The 16,979-nt window shown below is 48.2% G+C and carries 16 protein-coding genes; 13 read left to right on the top strand and 3 right to left on the bottom strand.

Features of this window, described 5'->3' with window-relative positions; translation table 11 throughout:
• Positions 1-48: 48 nt before the first annotated feature.
• The gene (locus tag FC96_RS11220; protein ID WP_056943065.1) at positions 49-1,365 is read right to left on the bottom strand and encodes a serine hydrolase domain-containing protein; all 1,317 of its coding nucleotides are present in this window, start codon (positions 1,363-1,365) and stop codon (positions 49-51) included.
• A 253-nt stretch (positions 1,366-1,618) separates the two neighbouring features.
• Between FC96_RS11220 and FC96_RS11215 the strand changes: the two genes are divergently transcribed.
• From FC96_RS11215 to FC96_RS11175, 10 genes are all read left to right on the top strand, one after another.
• The gene (locus tag FC96_RS11215) at positions 1,619-2,338 is read left to right on the top strand and encodes a response regulator transcription factor (protein WP_054661219.1); all 720 of its coding nucleotides are present in this window, start codon (positions 1,619-1,621) and stop codon (positions 2,336-2,338) included.
• A complete protein-coding gene (locus tag FC96_RS11210; RefSeq protein ID WP_056943064.1) occupies positions 2,301-3,686 on the top strand; it encodes a sensor histidine kinase in 1,386 nt (461 codons plus the stop codon). Before FC96_RS11215 ends, FC96_RS11210 begins: the two co-directional genes overlap by 38 nt.
• Positions 3,687-3,796: 110 nt before the next feature.
• Positions 3,797-3,931, top strand: coding sequence for a teichoic acid D-Ala incorporation-associated protein DltX (locus FC96_RS12790; RefSeq protein ID WP_082593613.1), 135 nt, complete (start codon positions 3,797-3,799; stop codon positions 3,929-3,931).
• Positions 3,932-3,946: 15 nt separating this feature from the next.
• A complete protein-coding gene (gene dltA, locus FC96_RS11205) occupies positions 3,947-5,470 on the top strand; it encodes a D-alanine--poly(phosphoribitol) ligase subunit DltA (RefSeq protein ID WP_056943063.1) in 1,524 nt (507 codons plus the stop codon).
• On the top strand, positions 5,467-6,681 hold the full coding sequence (gene dltB / locus FC96_RS11200) for a D-alanyl-lipoteichoic acid biosynthesis protein DltB (RefSeq protein WP_056943062.1): 1,215 nt from the start codon (positions 5,467-5,469) through the stop codon (positions 6,679-6,681). The genes dltA and dltB overlap by 4 nt, the downstream gene beginning before the upstream one ends.
• Before the next feature lie 13 nt (positions 6,682-6,694).
• Positions 6,695-6,928, top strand: a complete 234-nt coding sequence (dltC, locus tag FC96_RS11195; RefSeq protein ID WP_055679591.1) for a D-alanine--poly(phosphoribitol) ligase subunit DltC — start codon at positions 6,695-6,697, stop codon at positions 6,926-6,928.
• Complete coding sequence (gene dltD, locus FC96_RS11190; protein ID WP_082593612.1) at positions 6,925-8,172, top strand: D-alanyl-lipoteichoic acid biosynthesis protein DltD; 1,248 nt, start codon at positions 6,925-6,927, stop codon at positions 8,170-8,172. The genes dltC and dltD overlap by 4 nt, the downstream gene beginning before the upstream one ends.
• 542 nt (positions 8,173-8,714) lie before the next feature.
• Positions 8,715-9,086, top strand: a complete 372-nt coding sequence (locus tag FC96_RS11185; RefSeq protein ID WP_055679592.1) for a hypothetical protein — start codon at positions 8,715-8,717, stop codon at positions 9,084-9,086.
• A 165-nt stretch (positions 9,087-9,251) separates the two neighbouring features.
• Positions 9,252-9,575: a heavy metal-binding domain-containing protein gene (locus FC96_RS11180; protein WP_056943061.1), complete on the top strand. Its 324-nt coding sequence runs from the start codon at positions 9,252-9,254 to the stop codon at positions 9,573-9,575.
• A gap of 29 nt (positions 9,576-9,604) precedes the next feature.
• Complete coding sequence (locus FC96_RS11175) at positions 9,605-10,312, top strand: CPBP family intramembrane glutamic endopeptidase (RefSeq protein WP_056943060.1); 708 nt, start codon at positions 9,605-9,607, stop codon at positions 10,310-10,312.
• Between the two features lie 86 nt (positions 10,313-10,398).
• Here the strand turns inward: FC96_RS11175 and FC96_RS11170 are convergent, their stop codons facing one another.
• Entirely contained in the window at positions 10,399-10,764 is a 366-nt protein-coding gene (locus tag FC96_RS11170; protein WP_055679595.1) for a DUF805 domain-containing protein, read from the bottom strand.
• Positions 10,765-10,997: 233 nt separating this feature from the next.
• Between FC96_RS11170 and FC96_RS11165 the strand changes: the two genes are divergently transcribed.
• A complete protein-coding gene (locus FC96_RS11165; RefSeq protein ID WP_162253155.1) occupies positions 10,998-12,815 on the top strand; it encodes a S53 family peptidase in 1,818 nt (605 codons plus the stop codon).
• Positions 12,816-13,024: 209 nt separating this feature from the next.
• Positions 13,025-14,035, top strand: coding sequence for a type I glyceraldehyde-3-phosphate dehydrogenase (gene gap, locus FC96_RS11160; RefSeq protein ID WP_055679598.1), 1,011 nt, complete (start codon positions 13,025-13,027; stop codon positions 14,033-14,035).
• A 158-nt stretch (positions 14,036-14,193) separates the two neighbouring features.
• On the opposite strand, the gene FC96_RS11155 is transcribed toward gap, so the two are convergent.
• Positions 14,194-15,210 (bottom strand): FUSC family protein, encoded by a 1,017-nt coding sequence (locus FC96_RS11155; RefSeq protein WP_056943059.1) that lies wholly within the window; start codon positions 15,208-15,210, stop codon positions 14,194-14,196.
• Positions 15,211-15,483: 273 nt separating this feature from the next.
• Here FC96_RS11155 and FC96_RS11150 point away from each other — a divergent pair, with 273 nt between their 5' ends.
• The gene (locus tag FC96_RS11150; RefSeq protein WP_055679600.1) at positions 15,484-16,935 is read left to right on the top strand and encodes an NADP-dependent glyceraldehyde-3-phosphate dehydrogenase; all 1,452 of its coding nucleotides are present in this window, start codon (positions 15,484-15,486) and stop codon (positions 16,933-16,935) included.
• Positions 16,936-16,979: the final 44 nt, after the last annotated feature.

Raw genomic sequence — 16,979 nt, 5'->3', positions numbered from 1 at the left:
CTACTAAAACCCCTCCAAGCCGGCTGGTTTGGAGGGGTTTTTATCTTGTTAATAGTACTTGGCGACTTGGTACAATTGCTCGGTAATGGCCTTGAGGGCCGTGCCATTGGGCGTTGTGCCGTTTGCGAAAACAACAGCAGCGTGGTAGTTCCCCGGCGTCGCATAGTAGCCGGTGCGGTACTGTTGGCCGGAAAAGGCCCCGTTGATAAATCGAACACCGGGCCGCCAGACGTAGATACTGGCGTAGTGGGTTCCAAGTGACGTAAGGTGGCGGTATTGCTTTTGGGTCAGCACCTGACCGTTTTGCAGGGCCAAGACGCCCGCCATGTAGTCGACCGGATTCGACACGAGATTACCGGCGCCGGGCAGGGCGGTTAGCCGGGCAAATGATAGGGGCGCGACGGCGCTGCCATCTAGGTTAAACGACTGGGCCATTGGCTGATCAAGGACGCGGGTCGACTGATTCACAAGCTCCGAGTGGGTCATGCCAGCCGGCGTTAAGATTCGGTCCTGAAAGTTGCGGGCATACGATTGGTGGGTGACCTTGGCGATGATACCAGCCAAAATCACGTAACCAACATCAGAATACTGAAAGTTGTGATTGTTGGTCATTGTCGCCGTTTGAATCGCGTGAGCGACGGCCGCCGTCTCTGAGACGGGCTTATTTGGCGTCCATTCTGGCCCGGTTATCCCGGCCGTCATTGTCAGTAACTGAGCGATGGTGATGTTGCGAGCATTTTTAAGTTCGGGGTAAAATGAACTGACCCGCGTGGTTGGCGCCAGCTTTTTTTCAGTGAAGAGCTGCTCAACCATCGCCCCGGTGAATAGTTTCTGTAGCGACGCGGTGGGGTAGCTGATTGACCCATCCGACGTGTTGGCAACTTGGTCAGCTTGCAGGGCTAGCCCGTTACTGACGACGGTTGGCGTGGTTTCACCAGCCGAGATCAACGCGGCGCTGCCGGTCACACCGGATTGAGCAAACGTGCCTTGGGCGACGTCGCTGAAGGAAACTGATTTTAAACCATGAACGTTCATCCAGCCAATTGTTTTGGCGTTGATGCGTAACTTAGCATATGTCCCAGTTTTAGTGGTTTTGCGCTGCAATACGCGGGCAAACTGATTCTGGTAACGACTCCCGTTATCATCACGCGTCTTAGTTGACCGCGACGTATTGTACGGTCCATACCAGAAGAGGGCGTAGCCGGTTTTACCTGGTTGGTGGCTGAGCTGGACGTCATAGTGGTGGTTATTAACCTTGAGAACGGGGTTGTAAGTCGCAGCTTGGGGGTGTTTTGGCGCACTCATTAAGACGCCGATACTTCCCAGTGTGACCACCCCAACTTGAAACCATTTTTTTAATGTCATAGAAAATCCATCCTTTAAGCCCATTATAGAAGTGTGACCTGGTAAACGGTTCCTGGGGTCAAGGGCCTTGATAAAGACTTAGAACCCTTAAGAAAGAATTAAGGGTTGACCGAATCCCGGCTAATTTTAAGATAAACGGTGGCAGATTCTTTAATATAGTACAACGTTCAACGATGTGTGTTAGGAATTAGCGGCAAATCCTCTATAATATAGATGAGTGACAATTGGACTGAGAAATGGAGTAGGTTGGAAAATGAACGATACAATTTTACTCGTCGATGACGAAGATAGTGTCATTACTTATTTAGAAAAAGAACTGCAATACGAAGGCTATCAGGTTTTGGTTGCCCAAGATGGGGAAGCAGCTGTGACCACCTATGAGGCTCATGTAACCGATATTTCGCTGATTATTTTAGACTGGATGCTACCCAAACTTGACGGTCTCGAGGTCATGCGCCGGGTCCGTCGCCAGGCGGCGGTGCCCATTATTATGATGACGGCTAGAGATTACGTTGGCGACAAGGTGTCCGGTCTGGATGCCGGGGCAGATGATTACATCACCAAGCCCTTTGATATTGAAGAATTACTGGCTCGAATCCGGGTGATTTTACGGCGGAAGAGTATGCCAACGGTTCATGATAGCTATGCGGTCGGGGACCTGCAGATCGACACGCGCACCCGGCAAGTGATGTACGGGAGCACCAAGGTTCAGCTCACTCAACGCGAATTCGAACTCTTGTTGACCCTTGTGGCGGCTAACGGTGAGGCGATGACGCGTGATGAGCTATTAGACCACGTTTGGGGCGTGGATTTTGACGGTCAGATCAACATCGTGGACGTTTATATTCGGTTTGTCAGAAACAAGTTCAAGGACGCCGTGGGCGATGATTCCGCCGACTTTATTGAAACTATCCGGGGAGTGGGGTACCGTATCGATGAGAGCAAGCTTAACAAGTCGGCTACAAACAAGTAGTGCCCAGATTACAAAGGTGTATGGCCTGTTACTGCTGGGGCTAATGGTCGCGATGTGTTTGTCGGTGACGACGTTGGTTGGTATCAATGCCCTACACAACACCCACCAGCAAGCGCATAATGTCTTGAAAGGGTTACGCGACACCTACGTTCTTAACCGTGATGATTGGTATTGGTGGCGGGTTGGGAGTCCGGTTAATAGTCGTTCGACCTTTATTCGAGTCACAACCGAGACCCCTAAAGAAGACACCGTCAGCACCAGGCATACGAAGGACTTTGTAAAAAAAACGGATGATGCCAAAAAAATCTTTGGCGACCTCTACTTCAGTCAAGATGCTGGTTTTTACTACTACATGACCACCACGCAAAAGGTTCAAGACGGAAAGCAGACGGTCTCAGCGAAGTATCAATTATGGATGAGTCTAACGAACGCGGTGAATTTGTTATTAACCCTGCTGCGAATTATCTCAGGATTGATGCTGCTGTTCTTCTTACTGGGAACGGGCTTCATTTATGGGCTCGCTAAGCGGTTGAACCGTCCCCTGGTGAACCTAACTCAGTATACGAAAGTACTGAACGATAATAATTGGTCGCAAGCCGTCGATAGTTTGCCGGTCCCGACAAAACCAACGGAAGTTCGGGAGTTGAGTATCGAATTTAACCAACTATTGCATTCTATCAATCAGCAAGCGGAAAATGACCGGCAGTTTGTGTCGAACGTTTCCCATGAATTAAAAACGCCGATTGCCGGCATCCGGGGTCACGTGGAACTGATTCAGCGCCACGGTAAGCGTGATCCGAAGATGGTGCCGGATGCACTCGCGGTCATCGACCGGGAATCGTTGCGGATGCAACGGATGATTGAGAGCCTGCTGAACCTCTCGCACGCAAGTCAGCTGACAATTGACCGGCAGCCGACCGACCTTGTCCCGTTGGTGGCTAAGGTGGTCGGTGATTACCAACGCCAGATTGCCCAAGACATCATGCTGGTGGCGGATGATAGTGTCCGACGCCGGGTGAATTCGGCGACGGTGGAGCAGATTTTTCTCGCCCTTTTGAACAACGCCGGTAAGTATTCACCTCCAACCGGGATTATTACGGTTCGCGTGACGAATAAGGAAATTAGTGTCAGTGACGTCGGTCCCGGCATTAGTAATGGGGACAAGGCCCGCGTTTTTGAGCGGTTTTACCGGGGTAGTCAGACCGGGGCCAACTCAACCGTCAAAGGGACGGGACTAGGGTTAGCCATCGTAAAGCAGCTGGTCGCGTTAAACCGCGGCGACATTCAGATTCTTGATAATCAGCCAACGGGGAGTCGGTTTTTGATGCACTTCCCGACGGATTCTTAAATTTTTTCAGAATTATTTTATTTGTTTTGAATAGCACCGTCTTGCGATTGCCCCTACACTTGTTGTAGTTCCAGCCGCAAGGCGGTTTTTTGATTGTGAGGAGTGGTGAATTGAAACGCAGCATGAAGTCCGCTGGGAAAGTCATTGTCTTGGCGGCCATTTATTTTTGCATCATCATGGCGCTATTCTACTTGTACGACTATGGTGGCATTCCAACCGGAACATTTATTTATAACGAATTCTAGAAGGTGAACCGAAACATGTTAAGTAATATTGTTGAAGCCATTACCAAGCAGGCGCAAGCTCATCCAGAGCGGATCGCCTACGATTATCGCGGCGCTCAGTACACGTATCGAGATGTGGAGGACCAATCCAACAAGCTGGCTAATGCCTTAGATGCCGCCAACTTGACAGCTGGTGCGCCAGTCTTGGTTTATGGTGGTCAGTCGTTTCAGATGCTGGTCTCGTTTTTAGCCCTTGCTAAGACGGGCCATCCGTACATTCCAGTTGATACTGAAAGTTCGACCGACCGGACAAGATTAATTATTGAAACGGCTCAGCCGGCCTTGATTATCGAAGTCGCCGACTTGCCGTTTGAGACACCGGCGAAGCGCATTGCTTACCACCGGTTAATGCCAATTTTAAGTGACGTGACTGAACTTAACTTCACGCCTGACTACGACTTAGACCGTGCCTTTTACGTGATCTTTACCTCGGGGAGTACCGGCCGGCCAAAAGGGGTGCCGATTTCTCACGCTAACCTGTTAAGCTTTGTGAACTGGGTGGTGGACTCAGATCTCTTGGGCCCTGCCAATTCACTGCTTCAGCCGCCGTTTTCGTTTGACTTATCCGTCATGGCCACCTATCCCACGTTAGTGAGTGGTGGGACGTTGAAGGTGCTGCCACAGGCGAACACCAAGAGTTTTAAGGACCTCTTTGCAATGCTGTCACAGTTAGAGGTTAACGACTGGGTCTCGACGCCGACGTTTGCTGAACTGTGCATGGTCGACCCGAACTTCAACGCCAGCAAGTACCCAACCCTGCGCTCGTTTATTTTCTGTGGCGAAGAGTTGACGGTGGCAACGGCGGCCGCACTAAAGAAGCGGTTCCCAGAGGCGAAGGTGATTAACACTTACGGGCCAACGGAAGCGACAGTGGCTATCACGAGCGTTGAGATTACCGATGAGATGATTGCCAACGATCGGCGGTTACCAATCGGTCGCGTAAAGCCCGATACAACGGTTGTTGTTCGGCCTCAAGTGATGACTGACGAGCAGGGTGATGAGATCCTATCCAGTGGTGAGCTAATGATCACGGGCCCTAGCGTGGCAGCTGGTTACTTGAACGCGCCAGAACAAACCGCTAAGGTGTTCTTGAAGAACGCGGATAACACGATGACGTATGCCACTGGTGACCTTGGCCATTTTGACCACGACCTCTTATACTATGAAGGTCGCTTGGACCACCAGATCAAGCTGAACGGCTACCGAATCGAGCTGGAAGAAGTGGCCTTTCATTTACGCCAATTACCAGCGGTTGACAAAGGCGTGGTCGTGCCCGAATACGGCAAAGACCACCGGGTTAAGCGATTAGTGGCGGTTGTCGTGTTGAACGCTTCTTTAAAGGCGGACAGTGACGTGGCCATGCGAATCCGCCACGACTTGTCAACGACGCTAATGCCATACATGGTACCAGCCCGCATTTTATTTAGAGATGAACTGCCAGTAAACGGAAATGGGAAGGTTGCAGTTAAACAAATCGCACAAGAGGTTAACGAAGCATGATGGGCGCAAATCTGGCGCCTTATGGTGCGCCGGTCTACTTTATCGGCTTAATTGTGTCGATGTTGCCCATTATCATCGCACTGTATTATGGTCGCCGGTTAAAGTTATACGAAACAATTTGGACCGGAGCGTTGCTTCTCCTCACCTTTGGGGGCGACGGCGCGCACCAGTTAATGGCGCTGACGGCGTACGTGTTTTTTGAATGTGCCGTGATGGGCGCTTATCATGTGTACCGACGACAGAAGAATGCCACCTGGGTGTTTGCGGTGGCAATTCTGGTCAGTTTGATTCCGTTAATCCTCGTGAAGCTAGGAACGATGCCAAGTCTGAGTCGACTCAGCTTACTAGGCTTCTTGGGGATCAGTTATATTACCTTTAAGACCGTTCAGATTCTGATCGAATTTCGGGACGGGACGCTAAAAGAGGTCAACGGGGTTAGCGTGATTCGGTTTTTGCTGTTCTTCCCGACCATTTCGTCGGGGCCGATTGACCGGTTCCGTCGCTTTGAAGCGGACTACGATGCCATCCCAGATCGCGCCGCTTATACTGAATTAGTTGGCCAAGCCATCAATAAGCTGTTCCAGGGTCTGGTTTATAAGTTTATTCTGGGCTTCATTTTTGGCACGTGGTTATTACCACAGGTCACTGAACAATTGATGCGAGCGCACCACATTGGCGACACTGGCTACCTGATTTTGATGCTGGTGGCTTACATGTACGTTTGGAGTATGTACCTGTTCTTTGACTTTGCCGGGTATAGTTTGTTTGCGATCGCCATCAGTAACCTGATGGGCGTTCACACACCAGCCAACTTTAACGCACCGTTCCGGTCCCATAACATCAAGGATTTCTGGAACCGTTGGCACATGACGTTGTCTTTCTGGTTCCGGGACTTCATTTTCATGCGGGTCAGCCTGCTGATGATGAAGAAACGGTGGTTTAAAAACCGGATCCGGGTGTCACAGGCCGCTTACCTCGTGAACTTCTTGGTGATGGGCTTCTGGCACGGTCTGACGTGGTATTACATCGCCTACGGACTGTTTCACGCCAGTGCCATCATCATTAACGACTACTGGTTACGGTTTAAGGGTCGCCATGCCGGTATGATTAAGCATTCTTGGCTGACTGAGGGCGTGGCCATCTTCCTGACGTTTAATACGATTTGCTTTAGTTTCCTGATTTTCTCAGGAATTTTGGATAAGTTAATTTAAGGAGTGGATTTAGATGAAAAATGAACAAGAAGTCTACGCAATTTTAGCCGATTTAACGGGTGAACAATTGAATGATAAGCCCGATCAAGAACTCTTCAACTCTGGTCTGATGGATTCCATGGCCACGGTGCAACTCGTGATGGAGTTGGAAGAAAAGCTAAACGTGAACATTCCAATTTCTGAATTTGAACGGAGTGAGTGGGACACCCCAGCCAAAATTATGACTCAGGTGGCGGCTCTCCAATGAAACGACCGCACTTTGCGACGACCGTATCGGCGTTAGCCTTAGCGATTGTGGCGGCCGTGGTCGTTTTAGGGGTTGCCTGGCGGCCGATGCCGCTTAGCAAACACCAGCTTGAGGTCGATAGTTTGTCGCAGGCCGATTCTATCTTGAAAGGGCAACGCGTCAAGCAGGCGGCCATGGCAAAGAATTACGTCCCGTTTTTCGGGTCGTCAGAGTTATCCCGGATGGACGCGTTTCATCCGAGCGTCTTGGCTGCGAAGTATCACCGGTCGTACCGCCCGTTTCTAATTGGCCGAGCGGGTTCCCAATCCCTGGTGCAGTACTTCCAGATTCAATCCGTTAAAAACCAACTGAAAAACAAGCGGGCGGTTTTCATTATTTCGCCCCAATGGTTTACCGCTGAAGGGCAACGGCGTGATGCGTTTCGACAGTATTATTCACCGTTGTTGACCATTAATTGGTTATTGGCCGCTAAACCGTCGCGCTCAACGATGATTGCAGCCTCGCGGTTGCTAGCCATGAAAGTTGTTAAATCCCACAGTACGATTGGTGATAGTGTGGCACGATTAGCTAAAGGACGGGGGCTTACGACTTCACAACGGTTTGAATTAGGTGTTAGACAGCAAATCCTTGGCAATGAAGACCAACTGTTTGATCAAATTGGCGTTTCCAATCGAGTTCGACACATGCATTCGGTCGCCCGAGGGTTACCCGCTATTTACAATTTTAAGGCCCTCGATCAGTTGGCGGGTAAGTACGGAAAAGCCCACACTACCAATAACCGGTTCGGATTAGCTGACAACTTTTATGCGAAACGGCTTGCGGGCCGTCACATGAAGTTATTGAAGGGGAGTCAGACCCACATTGACTACCGCTTCTCACCTGAATACAAGGACTTTCAATTGATTCTTAATGAGTTCGCCAGCCTACACACCAACGTGTTGTTTGTGATCCCACCAGTGAACCAAAAGTGGGCCGACTACACGGGGCTATCCGTCCCACGGTACCGACAAGCGGCGGCTAAGATTAAGCACCAATTGACGAGTCAGGGGTTCAACCACGTCGCCGATTTCTCCCGAAAAGGGGCTGTCCCGTATTTTATGCAGGATACCATTCATATGGGATGGCGCGGGTGGCTGGCCCTAGACCGCGATGTTCGACCATTTATGGCACAGAAGTTAAAACCGATATCTTATCGGTTGAACTCTAAATTTTACACAGCACAATGGGCATTTGATACCAAGTAAGGACGATTGACAAAGATTAAGGGTGTCATAAACCTTGGCAGACGCCAAAGCATCTTATAAATAACCTCAGTTCCGACAAGCTTGTCGGAACTGAGGTTATTTACATCATACGACCGGAATATGAGTGGTCACATGATTAGATTCGGTTGAATCATTGAACAATAGTTGATAACTAGGCCTTTGATACTAGTCCATCCGCGGCAATATTGGTCAAAGTAGACTTGTGGCTCGGCCTTAAAAAATTTTGATTAGATCAGAATGAACATGCAAAACAGTTATAATCGGCCAGCCGTCTTTGATTTTTAAAGTTAATATTTACACATTGGGGACCAGTGGTATAAGATGTGGGGTAGAGGATTTGTTAGCAGTTTATAAGTCTTTATGGGGATTCTATAATTATATAAAAAAGATAATGAATTAATATTTAAACAAAATTCTGTTTATTGTTAAAACGTTATTCTTGAAGATATTATGATTTTAGTGATATTATATTCTGCTAATCAGGTGATTAATGGCAAGTGATTTTTGGAGGAGTGCGGGGGATGAAAAATTTTTATCGGAAGTTCGAACGGACAGATGAACTGTTTGAATTTTATTGGAATTTAGGGGCATTAAGACTTCATTACAATGTGAAGCAGGGAACGGCAGTCGCGGAATTTGCCACGCATACCGAAAACGCCCAGGTCACTGATCCACAGCTCGTTAGTCGTCTAACGAATCTTGATATGTTAGATTGCGTGCGAGAAAGGTATAGCGTGGCTCACTTCGAGTTGCCGGTGTTTTCAGAGTTGTTAGCCAGGTGTGGGGTCGCCCGACTAACATATACGTTTGCGCTTGAGATGATGAGTATGTATAACACAGAAGATAAGCTAGTTTTAGCACACACCCGATTTGAGAAGGACAGTTTGGCTTAGAACAAATTCAAAAAAGTGATTGAAAATAATTTAAGACCCTTTACGACAAGGAGCCATGCACGGTGGGTATACCAGTTTGCGGTTAAAGGGCCCCTTAAATTAATTTTTTATGATATCCTAGGCGTGGTTAAACGTTTACCTATAACTTGAAAGTGGGGGTTTATAATGGCAGAAATGATGGTGACTACAACGGAAACAATTCCTGGCCAAAAATATACGATAATTGGAGAAGTATTTGGCTTAACGACCCAATCTAAAAATGTTGTTCGAGATATTGGAGCCAGTTTAAAAAACATCGTTGGTGGCGAGATTAAGGCGTACACTGAGATGTTAGTAGAGGCTCGTAATCTTGCTATGGATCGGTTACGAGCCAACGCAGCGGAGATGGGAGCAGATGCAATCGTCATGATGCGGTTTGATACTGGTTCAATTGGCGATGATATGCAGTCGGTCGCCGCTTATGGTACGGCTGTTAAATTTAACGACTGAGGGGTCGGAATAATTTGGGGGAGTATCAAATGAAAGAGTTGAATCTAGACCGGGTGAACCTGGGCCGTACCGTAGGAGCTGCGCTGATTCCGCCTGTTAGTTTAGTGGTCGGTGCCTGGCTGATGACACTGACAGATAATGTGTGGAATAAAGTGGTTTTTATGATTGTGATTTCGGTGATCAATTTATCAGTCGCCCTAGCTTTGTACGGCCGGGTTTTAAAAACGGATTGGCCCAAATTTCGGGTGCATATCTGGCGGAACCTATTGTTGGCCATTTCTGGGGCCGCATTGACCTATGTGGTCATTGGCTTGGTGCGAAGTGGCCTGGGGCTAGCGGGACTGAATTTCGGTATGGCTCAAACTGGTAATGTATTGGCTTTTAGTACGATGGAACAGGCAACTTTAGGCCTTGGAGCAGCTATATCACCCTTGCTGGCCCCTTTTACTGAGGAGATCATCTTTCGCCATGCCTTATTTTTTCAGTTTAACCGTAACAAAGTCGGGCTATGCGCGATGTTTGTTGTCTCGTCAGTAGCGTTTGGTTTGGTACACTGGAACAACTTTCACGGTGATATTGTTGCCATGGTACCCTACATGGCAGCCGGGGCCTGGTTTGCGCTGATTTACTTCTGGTCCAAGAACATTTGGCAAAATATCGCAACGCACTTTTTCTTTGATTTTGTGCAGGTGATTTCCGCCGTGGTCTTGTTCTTTGTGGCACTGTTTAATAATTAGAGATGGCAAAAACGCCCGCTTAGAGGGACCCTCGTCCTTCTAAGCAGGCGTTTTTATTCTAAATCATGAGATGGTGTCAGCGCCAATTAGCTCCAGCGATTTTGTTTGCTTGGTAAAAGCAGTAAAATCAAGAACCAAATCCAGCCAATAATTGGAATCAGCTGAATTAAGATCCACCAGCCCGATCGGTCAGTGTCGTGCATCCGACGAACGGCCACGGCCCAGTCCGCAATCCAAACGATATAAACCACGACGTTATTAACGACCGCGATCCCTTCGTCTCGCCAATTATAGATATTAACGATGGGGTGGCCTGTAATAGATTGGACAATTGCGATAATAATACCACCAAGAATAACGTTAATAAAGGCTGGCCACCAGTAGTCGGAACGACTAGAGGTCCCTGAGAAGTTGATAAAGTTCAACCAGTACTTTTTGTAAGATTCAATCATAATCATTTCCCCCTGAATATGAAAAATCAGCTTTTTATGCCATCAGTTGTTGGGCGGGATACTTGCTTTTTACCACAATATCCATCATACCGTACCTTTTAGAGAATATGGTAAATAAAGACTTCAAAATAGTCGAAGAAGAATTGAATTGCAAGCCGTTTCTCTTCGGAATCGTTAATGGGTATGCTACGATTTTAGACGAATAATTAATGAAACCGAGGGGGGACTTTGATTTGAAAAAGACGAGAGAATTTTTGGTGGCCGTAGCACTGCTAGTAACGGGTGGGGTTGCGACTTTTGTCACTCAGGAACAATCCGCGCAAGCGGCTGGCCGCAAAACAACGGTATCAGTCGTATTGGAACCTCAAAATCGCCAGGCGATGATTGACGCCGTTTATGATACAGTTGACCCATCATCACAAGCCTATCACAAGTACCTGTCGACAAGTCAGGTGGGCGACACCTACGGCCAGCCGACGGCGAAGCTTAATCAATTTAAGGCGTATTTTAAACGTTACAAGCTTGCGACGGCGGTGTATCCGGGGAACTTAATGCTAAAAGTATCAGGTCAGTATAGTAATGTTTTAAAGGCGTTTAAAGCCAAGTTAGTCACAAGTAAGCATAAAGTAAACGTGACGTTGCCCAAAACGTTGGCTGGCCAAGTGGACTCAGTTGTTGGTCTGACAATGGGGGCTAAAAAGGCTAAGGTTATCAAAAATACTAAGGCGACAACGCGGCCGAATTTAAAGCTGAACGGCGCTGATTTTTCAAAACAGTACGGTGCTCAAAAGTTTGTGGATAATTATCAACTTAATGCGCTATATGATAAGGGGCTTGAAGGACAGGGTCAGCGGATTGGCCTAGTCATGTTGTCAGATTACAATAAAGGCGACGTGGCGACCTATTTACAGAAAAATGGTTTAGCGGCCGATACAACGCGCCTCCATAAGTATTATGCGGTCCCTAAATCGCAGGTCACACAGGCATTCAAATTACCTGCAGCGATGCCTGCGCAGATGGAAGCGTCACTGGATGTTCAACAAGCTGCTTCCTTAGCACCTAAGGCGGAAATTGATACATTTTTAGGTACGATGAGTGGGACAACGAACACGCCAGTCATGACGGACGCTTCATTTTTAAACACGTTTGCAGAGGCTATTTCGCGTAATATTGATAAACAAATTTCAACAAGCTACACGGTTGGAAACGAAGTTCTTGGATTCGGTGAATTGCCGCTTAGTGAAACCAAAGAGGAGTACAGTCAGGCTTTCGACACGCTATTCCAGCAGGCCGCCTTACAAGGTATTACAATCTTCAATGCCAGTGGGGATCATGGACCGTACGATTCACCGAACAAGAAACCCAACCTTAGCATCCCCACCTCAGCCTATGAAGTCGAAGTGGGTGGGACCCAGCTGCCATTTAGCAAGAAACTGAACGGTAAGCAGGTCACTGTTACTAAGGAGCGGGCTTGGGGCGATGTGGTCGGTTTATCCAAAGAAGACATCTCACAGGGTGTATTCGAGGGGAGTGGCGGTGGCTTTTCAGTCCTTAACCCAACTCCGAGGTATCAGCTAGGGTTCCCGGGCGTGAATACGTTTAATGCCATCCAACACCTGACGTTCTCGAAGGGCAAGTATGTTTTGAACCGTGATCCAAAAGTTATTTCGGGTACTGGCAGTGGTCGAAATGTGCCTGATGTTTCAGGAAATGCCGCTGGTGCGACGGGGTACGCAACGTACTTCACGGCACGAGTGGGTAAAAAGACAAATCCGATTTGGATGGTTGGTGGGGGAACGAGTTACGTCGCTCCTCAAATGGCGGCAGCTAATGCAGTGATGAATAGTGGCTTAAAGTCAGTCACTGGTTTTTGGAACCCGCAAATATACACCTTTGCGCAGACAGCTGATTCACCGTTCAATCCGCTGCAAGATACGACGAATAATGATAATTTATATTACACGGGTCAACCAGGTAAACTGTATAATCAGGCGACTGGCCTAGGGACCGTTAACTTTGAAAAACTGTACAATCACTTCAACCGACAGTAGTCGGTATCCCTGTACTGAATTGGGTTAGTTAAGCGGTAACGTGAGTGAGAGTTCGCTAGTTTGAATGGTAAACTATGCGCCATTTAGCTTGATATTGGGTAATTATAGAAGTGGAGTCGTTTTCGTTGTATTTCAGGTGAAACCTGTTATTATCAAATTGGTTCTTAATTAGTTTATTCACTAGTTGCAAATAGGGAGGCTATTAACACATGGTAAAGATTGGGATTAACGGCTTTGGTCGAATTGGTAGATTAGCACTTCGTCGGATTTTGGAACTCAAAGATCCAGACATCGAAGTGACAGCTATTAACGATTTAACAACACCATCGATGCTTGCTTACTTATTTAAATACGACACAACGCACGGCACCGTTCCTTACGATGTTTCTGCTACGGACGATTCATTGGTTATCGACGGCAAGGAATACAAGGTTTACGCTGAACGTGACGCAAAGAACATTCCTTGGGTTAAAAACGACGACGTTGAATTAGTTCTCGAATGTACTGGGTTCTACACGTCAGCTGACAAGTCCCAAGCGCACTTGGACGCCGGCGTTAAGAAGGTCTTGATTTCAGCACCTGCTGGTCAAATGAAGACCATTGTTTACAACGTTAACGACGACACGTTAGACGCTAACGACCAAATTATTTCAGCCGGTTCTTGCACGACCAACGCTTTAGCACCAATGGCAGCGGCTTTGCAAAAGGAATTCGGGGTTGAAGTTGGGACAATGACGGTTATTCACGCCTTCACCAGCTCACAAATGATTTTGGATGGTCCTAAGGGGTCGAAGTTACGGCCAAACCGGACGGCTTCAGCTAACACGATTCCTCATTCAACTGGGGCAGCTAAGGCCATTGGCTTGATTATTCCAGAACTTGATGGGCACTTGCAAGGTCATGCACAACGGGTTGCTGTCATCGACGGTTCCGTTTGCGAATTAGTTTCTGTATTAGGAACTGAAGGTGTGACGGCTGACCAAGTTAACGACGCCATCAAGCCTTACACGAATGACAACCCATCATTCGGCTGGAACGAAGATAGTATCGTTTCATCAGACATCATCGGCGACACCCACGGTGGGGTCTTCGACCCAACCTTGACGGAAGTTACTTCAAACGGCAAGTTCCAAGTTGTGAAGACCGCTACCTGGTTCGATAACGAATACGGGTTTGTGTCAAACATGATCCGGACAGCTAAGAAGTACGGCCAACTCTAAGATTAGATTGATAGCTTAAACTAAAAAACGTTGCTGCAGCCTTTAATCGCTGCAGCAACGTTTTTTTGCTTCTTCGGGGGGGGGGTTTACTCACGAATTGGGTCGAAGTGGCTGATACGGCACCATTATCCGTCTCAAGAGCACATTGTGGTTAATCCTTAGCGGGATGAAAATTTAGTCATTCGATGTGGGAAGACGTAATGAAGGGTTTTTTCGGTCAAAAAGATAAAAAGTAGGCCGAGCGTCGTCCCGATAACCACGGCAACTAGCCGGGCGATAATGGCATCGTTATTTAATTGGGGAATGAGTAACTTAAAGAGAAGGAGGGCAAGCGGGGTAGTGAAAAAATTGCCGACGAGGTAATTTTTGTTGATTTGCCAGTAAATTAAGGTGTTCAAAAGCACGATCGTTACGACGTGGGTCGTCAAATTTAACGGCAAGGACATCAAGACAAATGAGAGCCCACAGCCCACCGCAGCGCCGATGACGTACTGATGAAATCGAGTGAACGCGTGTTTTGAATTTTCGGCTTTCATGACGGCCGCGCAGGCCACGACGATCCAATAATAGTTGAAGAGCTGTAGGTTCTTGCCGATGTAAAAAGCCAGGAAAATAGCGATGGCATAGCCAATCGAGAGAAGCATCAAAACGTCTAAGAATGAATCGTTATTAAACCGAGATTGTTCAGGAATAAACGTCCCGTGAAAGACGTGCAAGCAACACTCAGCTGCTAGCGCGGATGCCGCTGCGGATAATATACCAATCAACAGGTACCACGAAACGGTTTCGATTCTCTGGAAACTGACGAACGCTTGAGTGCCAGCCATGCTGCCAATCATCATGATGAAAAATGGGCCGGGCCCGATAATATTCCACCGCTTGTTGATGAAAAGGGTCAGGCCGCCTAGGGTGCAGATAAAAATGGGGGTCACCCACGGGATAATGTTAATGAGGAGGCCGATGAAAAAGCCGACAAACGCGATGGTTCCCATTAGGCCAAAGTACACGAGACCCTTTTTGTTTTCCTGCGGCACGTAGTAGTTGTAAACCAGGGCGCCGAATGCCCCGAAGACACCCAGCTGAATGTTGTGAGCAATCAGTCCAAGAATGATTGGTGCGATTAGCGCAATGTTGTTGAATAAGCCGAGGATCATATCGTTTCTGGTGATTTTCATTGTCATCGAGTCTCCCGTTGGAAAAATTTTACCAGCCTAACATTTTTTTGAGGAAAAAGCAAATTGACGAGGAGGGGGAGACGTTGATCGGAGAAAAAGGCGCCGTTGCTTGTGAAATTAATTATAATTTGTTGGCGCTCTAACAAAGAAAGATTCACAAAATAATCATCAAAAAGGATGAGATTTTGGTGGCATGGTGATAAACTTGTTTTAATGTTTTTTTAGGCGACTGAATAATTGACGGTGGAAACCGGCAGTAAAGGAGCATGATGGATGAAAGCGAATGATCAAGAAGTGAAGGTTTATCCCGCCTACATTGCGGGAGAATGGCGATTCAGCGAGTCCCAGGAAACGATTGCGATTACATCGCCTTGGAAAGCGGATGTGATCGGTCGGGTGCAAGCCTTGACTCAGGATGAGGTTGACCAAAGTATTGCGGCTTCAAAAGCTGCGCAACGAGTTTGGGCGGACTTGTCCCTTGGGGAACGCGGGGACTATCTGAACCAGTGGGCCAGTGAGCTGGAAAAGGACAGAGAAGCGATTGCGACCGCTGTGATGAACGAAGTCGGCAAGAACTACAACGATGCTGAAAAAGAAGTCACTCGGACCGTGGATTTAATTCGCTATACCGTTCAAGAAGCGCTGCACATGCACGGTGAAAGTGTTCGTGGGGACGGCTTCCCGGGCGGCTCCAAGGATAAGTTGGGGATTATTGAACGCGTCCCGTTAGGTGTTGTACTGGCGATTGCACCGTTTAACTACCCAGTGAACTTAGCGGCATCCAAGATTGCACCGGCGTTAATGGCCGGTAACGGGGTAGTTTTCAAGCCAGCCACGCAGGGGTCCATTAGTGGCATCAAAATGATTGAAGCGCTGGATCGAACGGGTTTGCCTGCTGGCTTACTGAGCTTGATTACCGGGCGTGGTTCGGTCATTGGGGACTACCTCACCGAACATCCTGGCATCAACATGATTAGCTTTACCGGGAGTACCAAGACAGGGAAGCATCTGTCGCAGAAGTCGATCATGATTCCGTTGGTCCTTGAATTGGGCGGCAAAGATCCTGCCATCGTGTGTGAGGATGCTGATCTGGACCTGACGACGCAAAATATCGTGAGTGGGGCCTTTTCGTATTCCGGTCAGCGGTGCACCGCAGTGAAGCGGGTGTTGGTCGATGACAAGGTCGCCGACCAGCTGGTGGCACAGCTCAAACCAGCAGTCGAAGCCCTCGCCGTGGGATCGCCAGTTGATGATAGTACCGTTGTCCCGTTAATCGACGAGAAAGCCGCTGACTTTGTTCAGGGCTTGATCGATGACGCCCTTGCTAAGGGCGCAACACTCATCACTGGTAATCAGCGCCAGGGGAACCTGTTAGCGCCAACGCTGTTGGACAATGTGACTGAAGACATGGCCGTTGCCTGGATTGAACCGTTCGGACCGGTGTTGCCAATCATCCGGGTTCAGACGACTGATGCGGCCATCGCGATTGCAAACAAGTCAAACTTTGGCTTACAGGCCAGCGTTTTCACCCAAGATATCGACAAGGCGCTCGAGATTGCGAACGCGGTTGAAGTTGGGACGGTGCAAGTCAACGGCCGGCCGGAACGGGGCCCTGATAACTTCCCGTTCTTGGGTGTGAAGTCGTCCGGAATGGGCACGCAAGGCGTTCATAACAGTATCCTGTCTATGTCACGGGAGAAGCTGACGGTGATGAACTTAAGGTAGCAATTTTGTTTGAAATGAAGTAAAAGTTTCCGTCCAGTTGGTCA

The organism is Secundilactobacillus kimchicus JCM 15530, assembly GCF_001433995.1.
Lineage (GTDB): Bacteria > Bacillota > Bacilli > Lactobacillales > Lactobacillaceae > Secundilactobacillus > Secundilactobacillus kimchicus.
The sequence above is the reverse complement of the archived record's forward strand: the minus strand, read 5'-3'. Positions and strand labels throughout refer to the sequence as shown.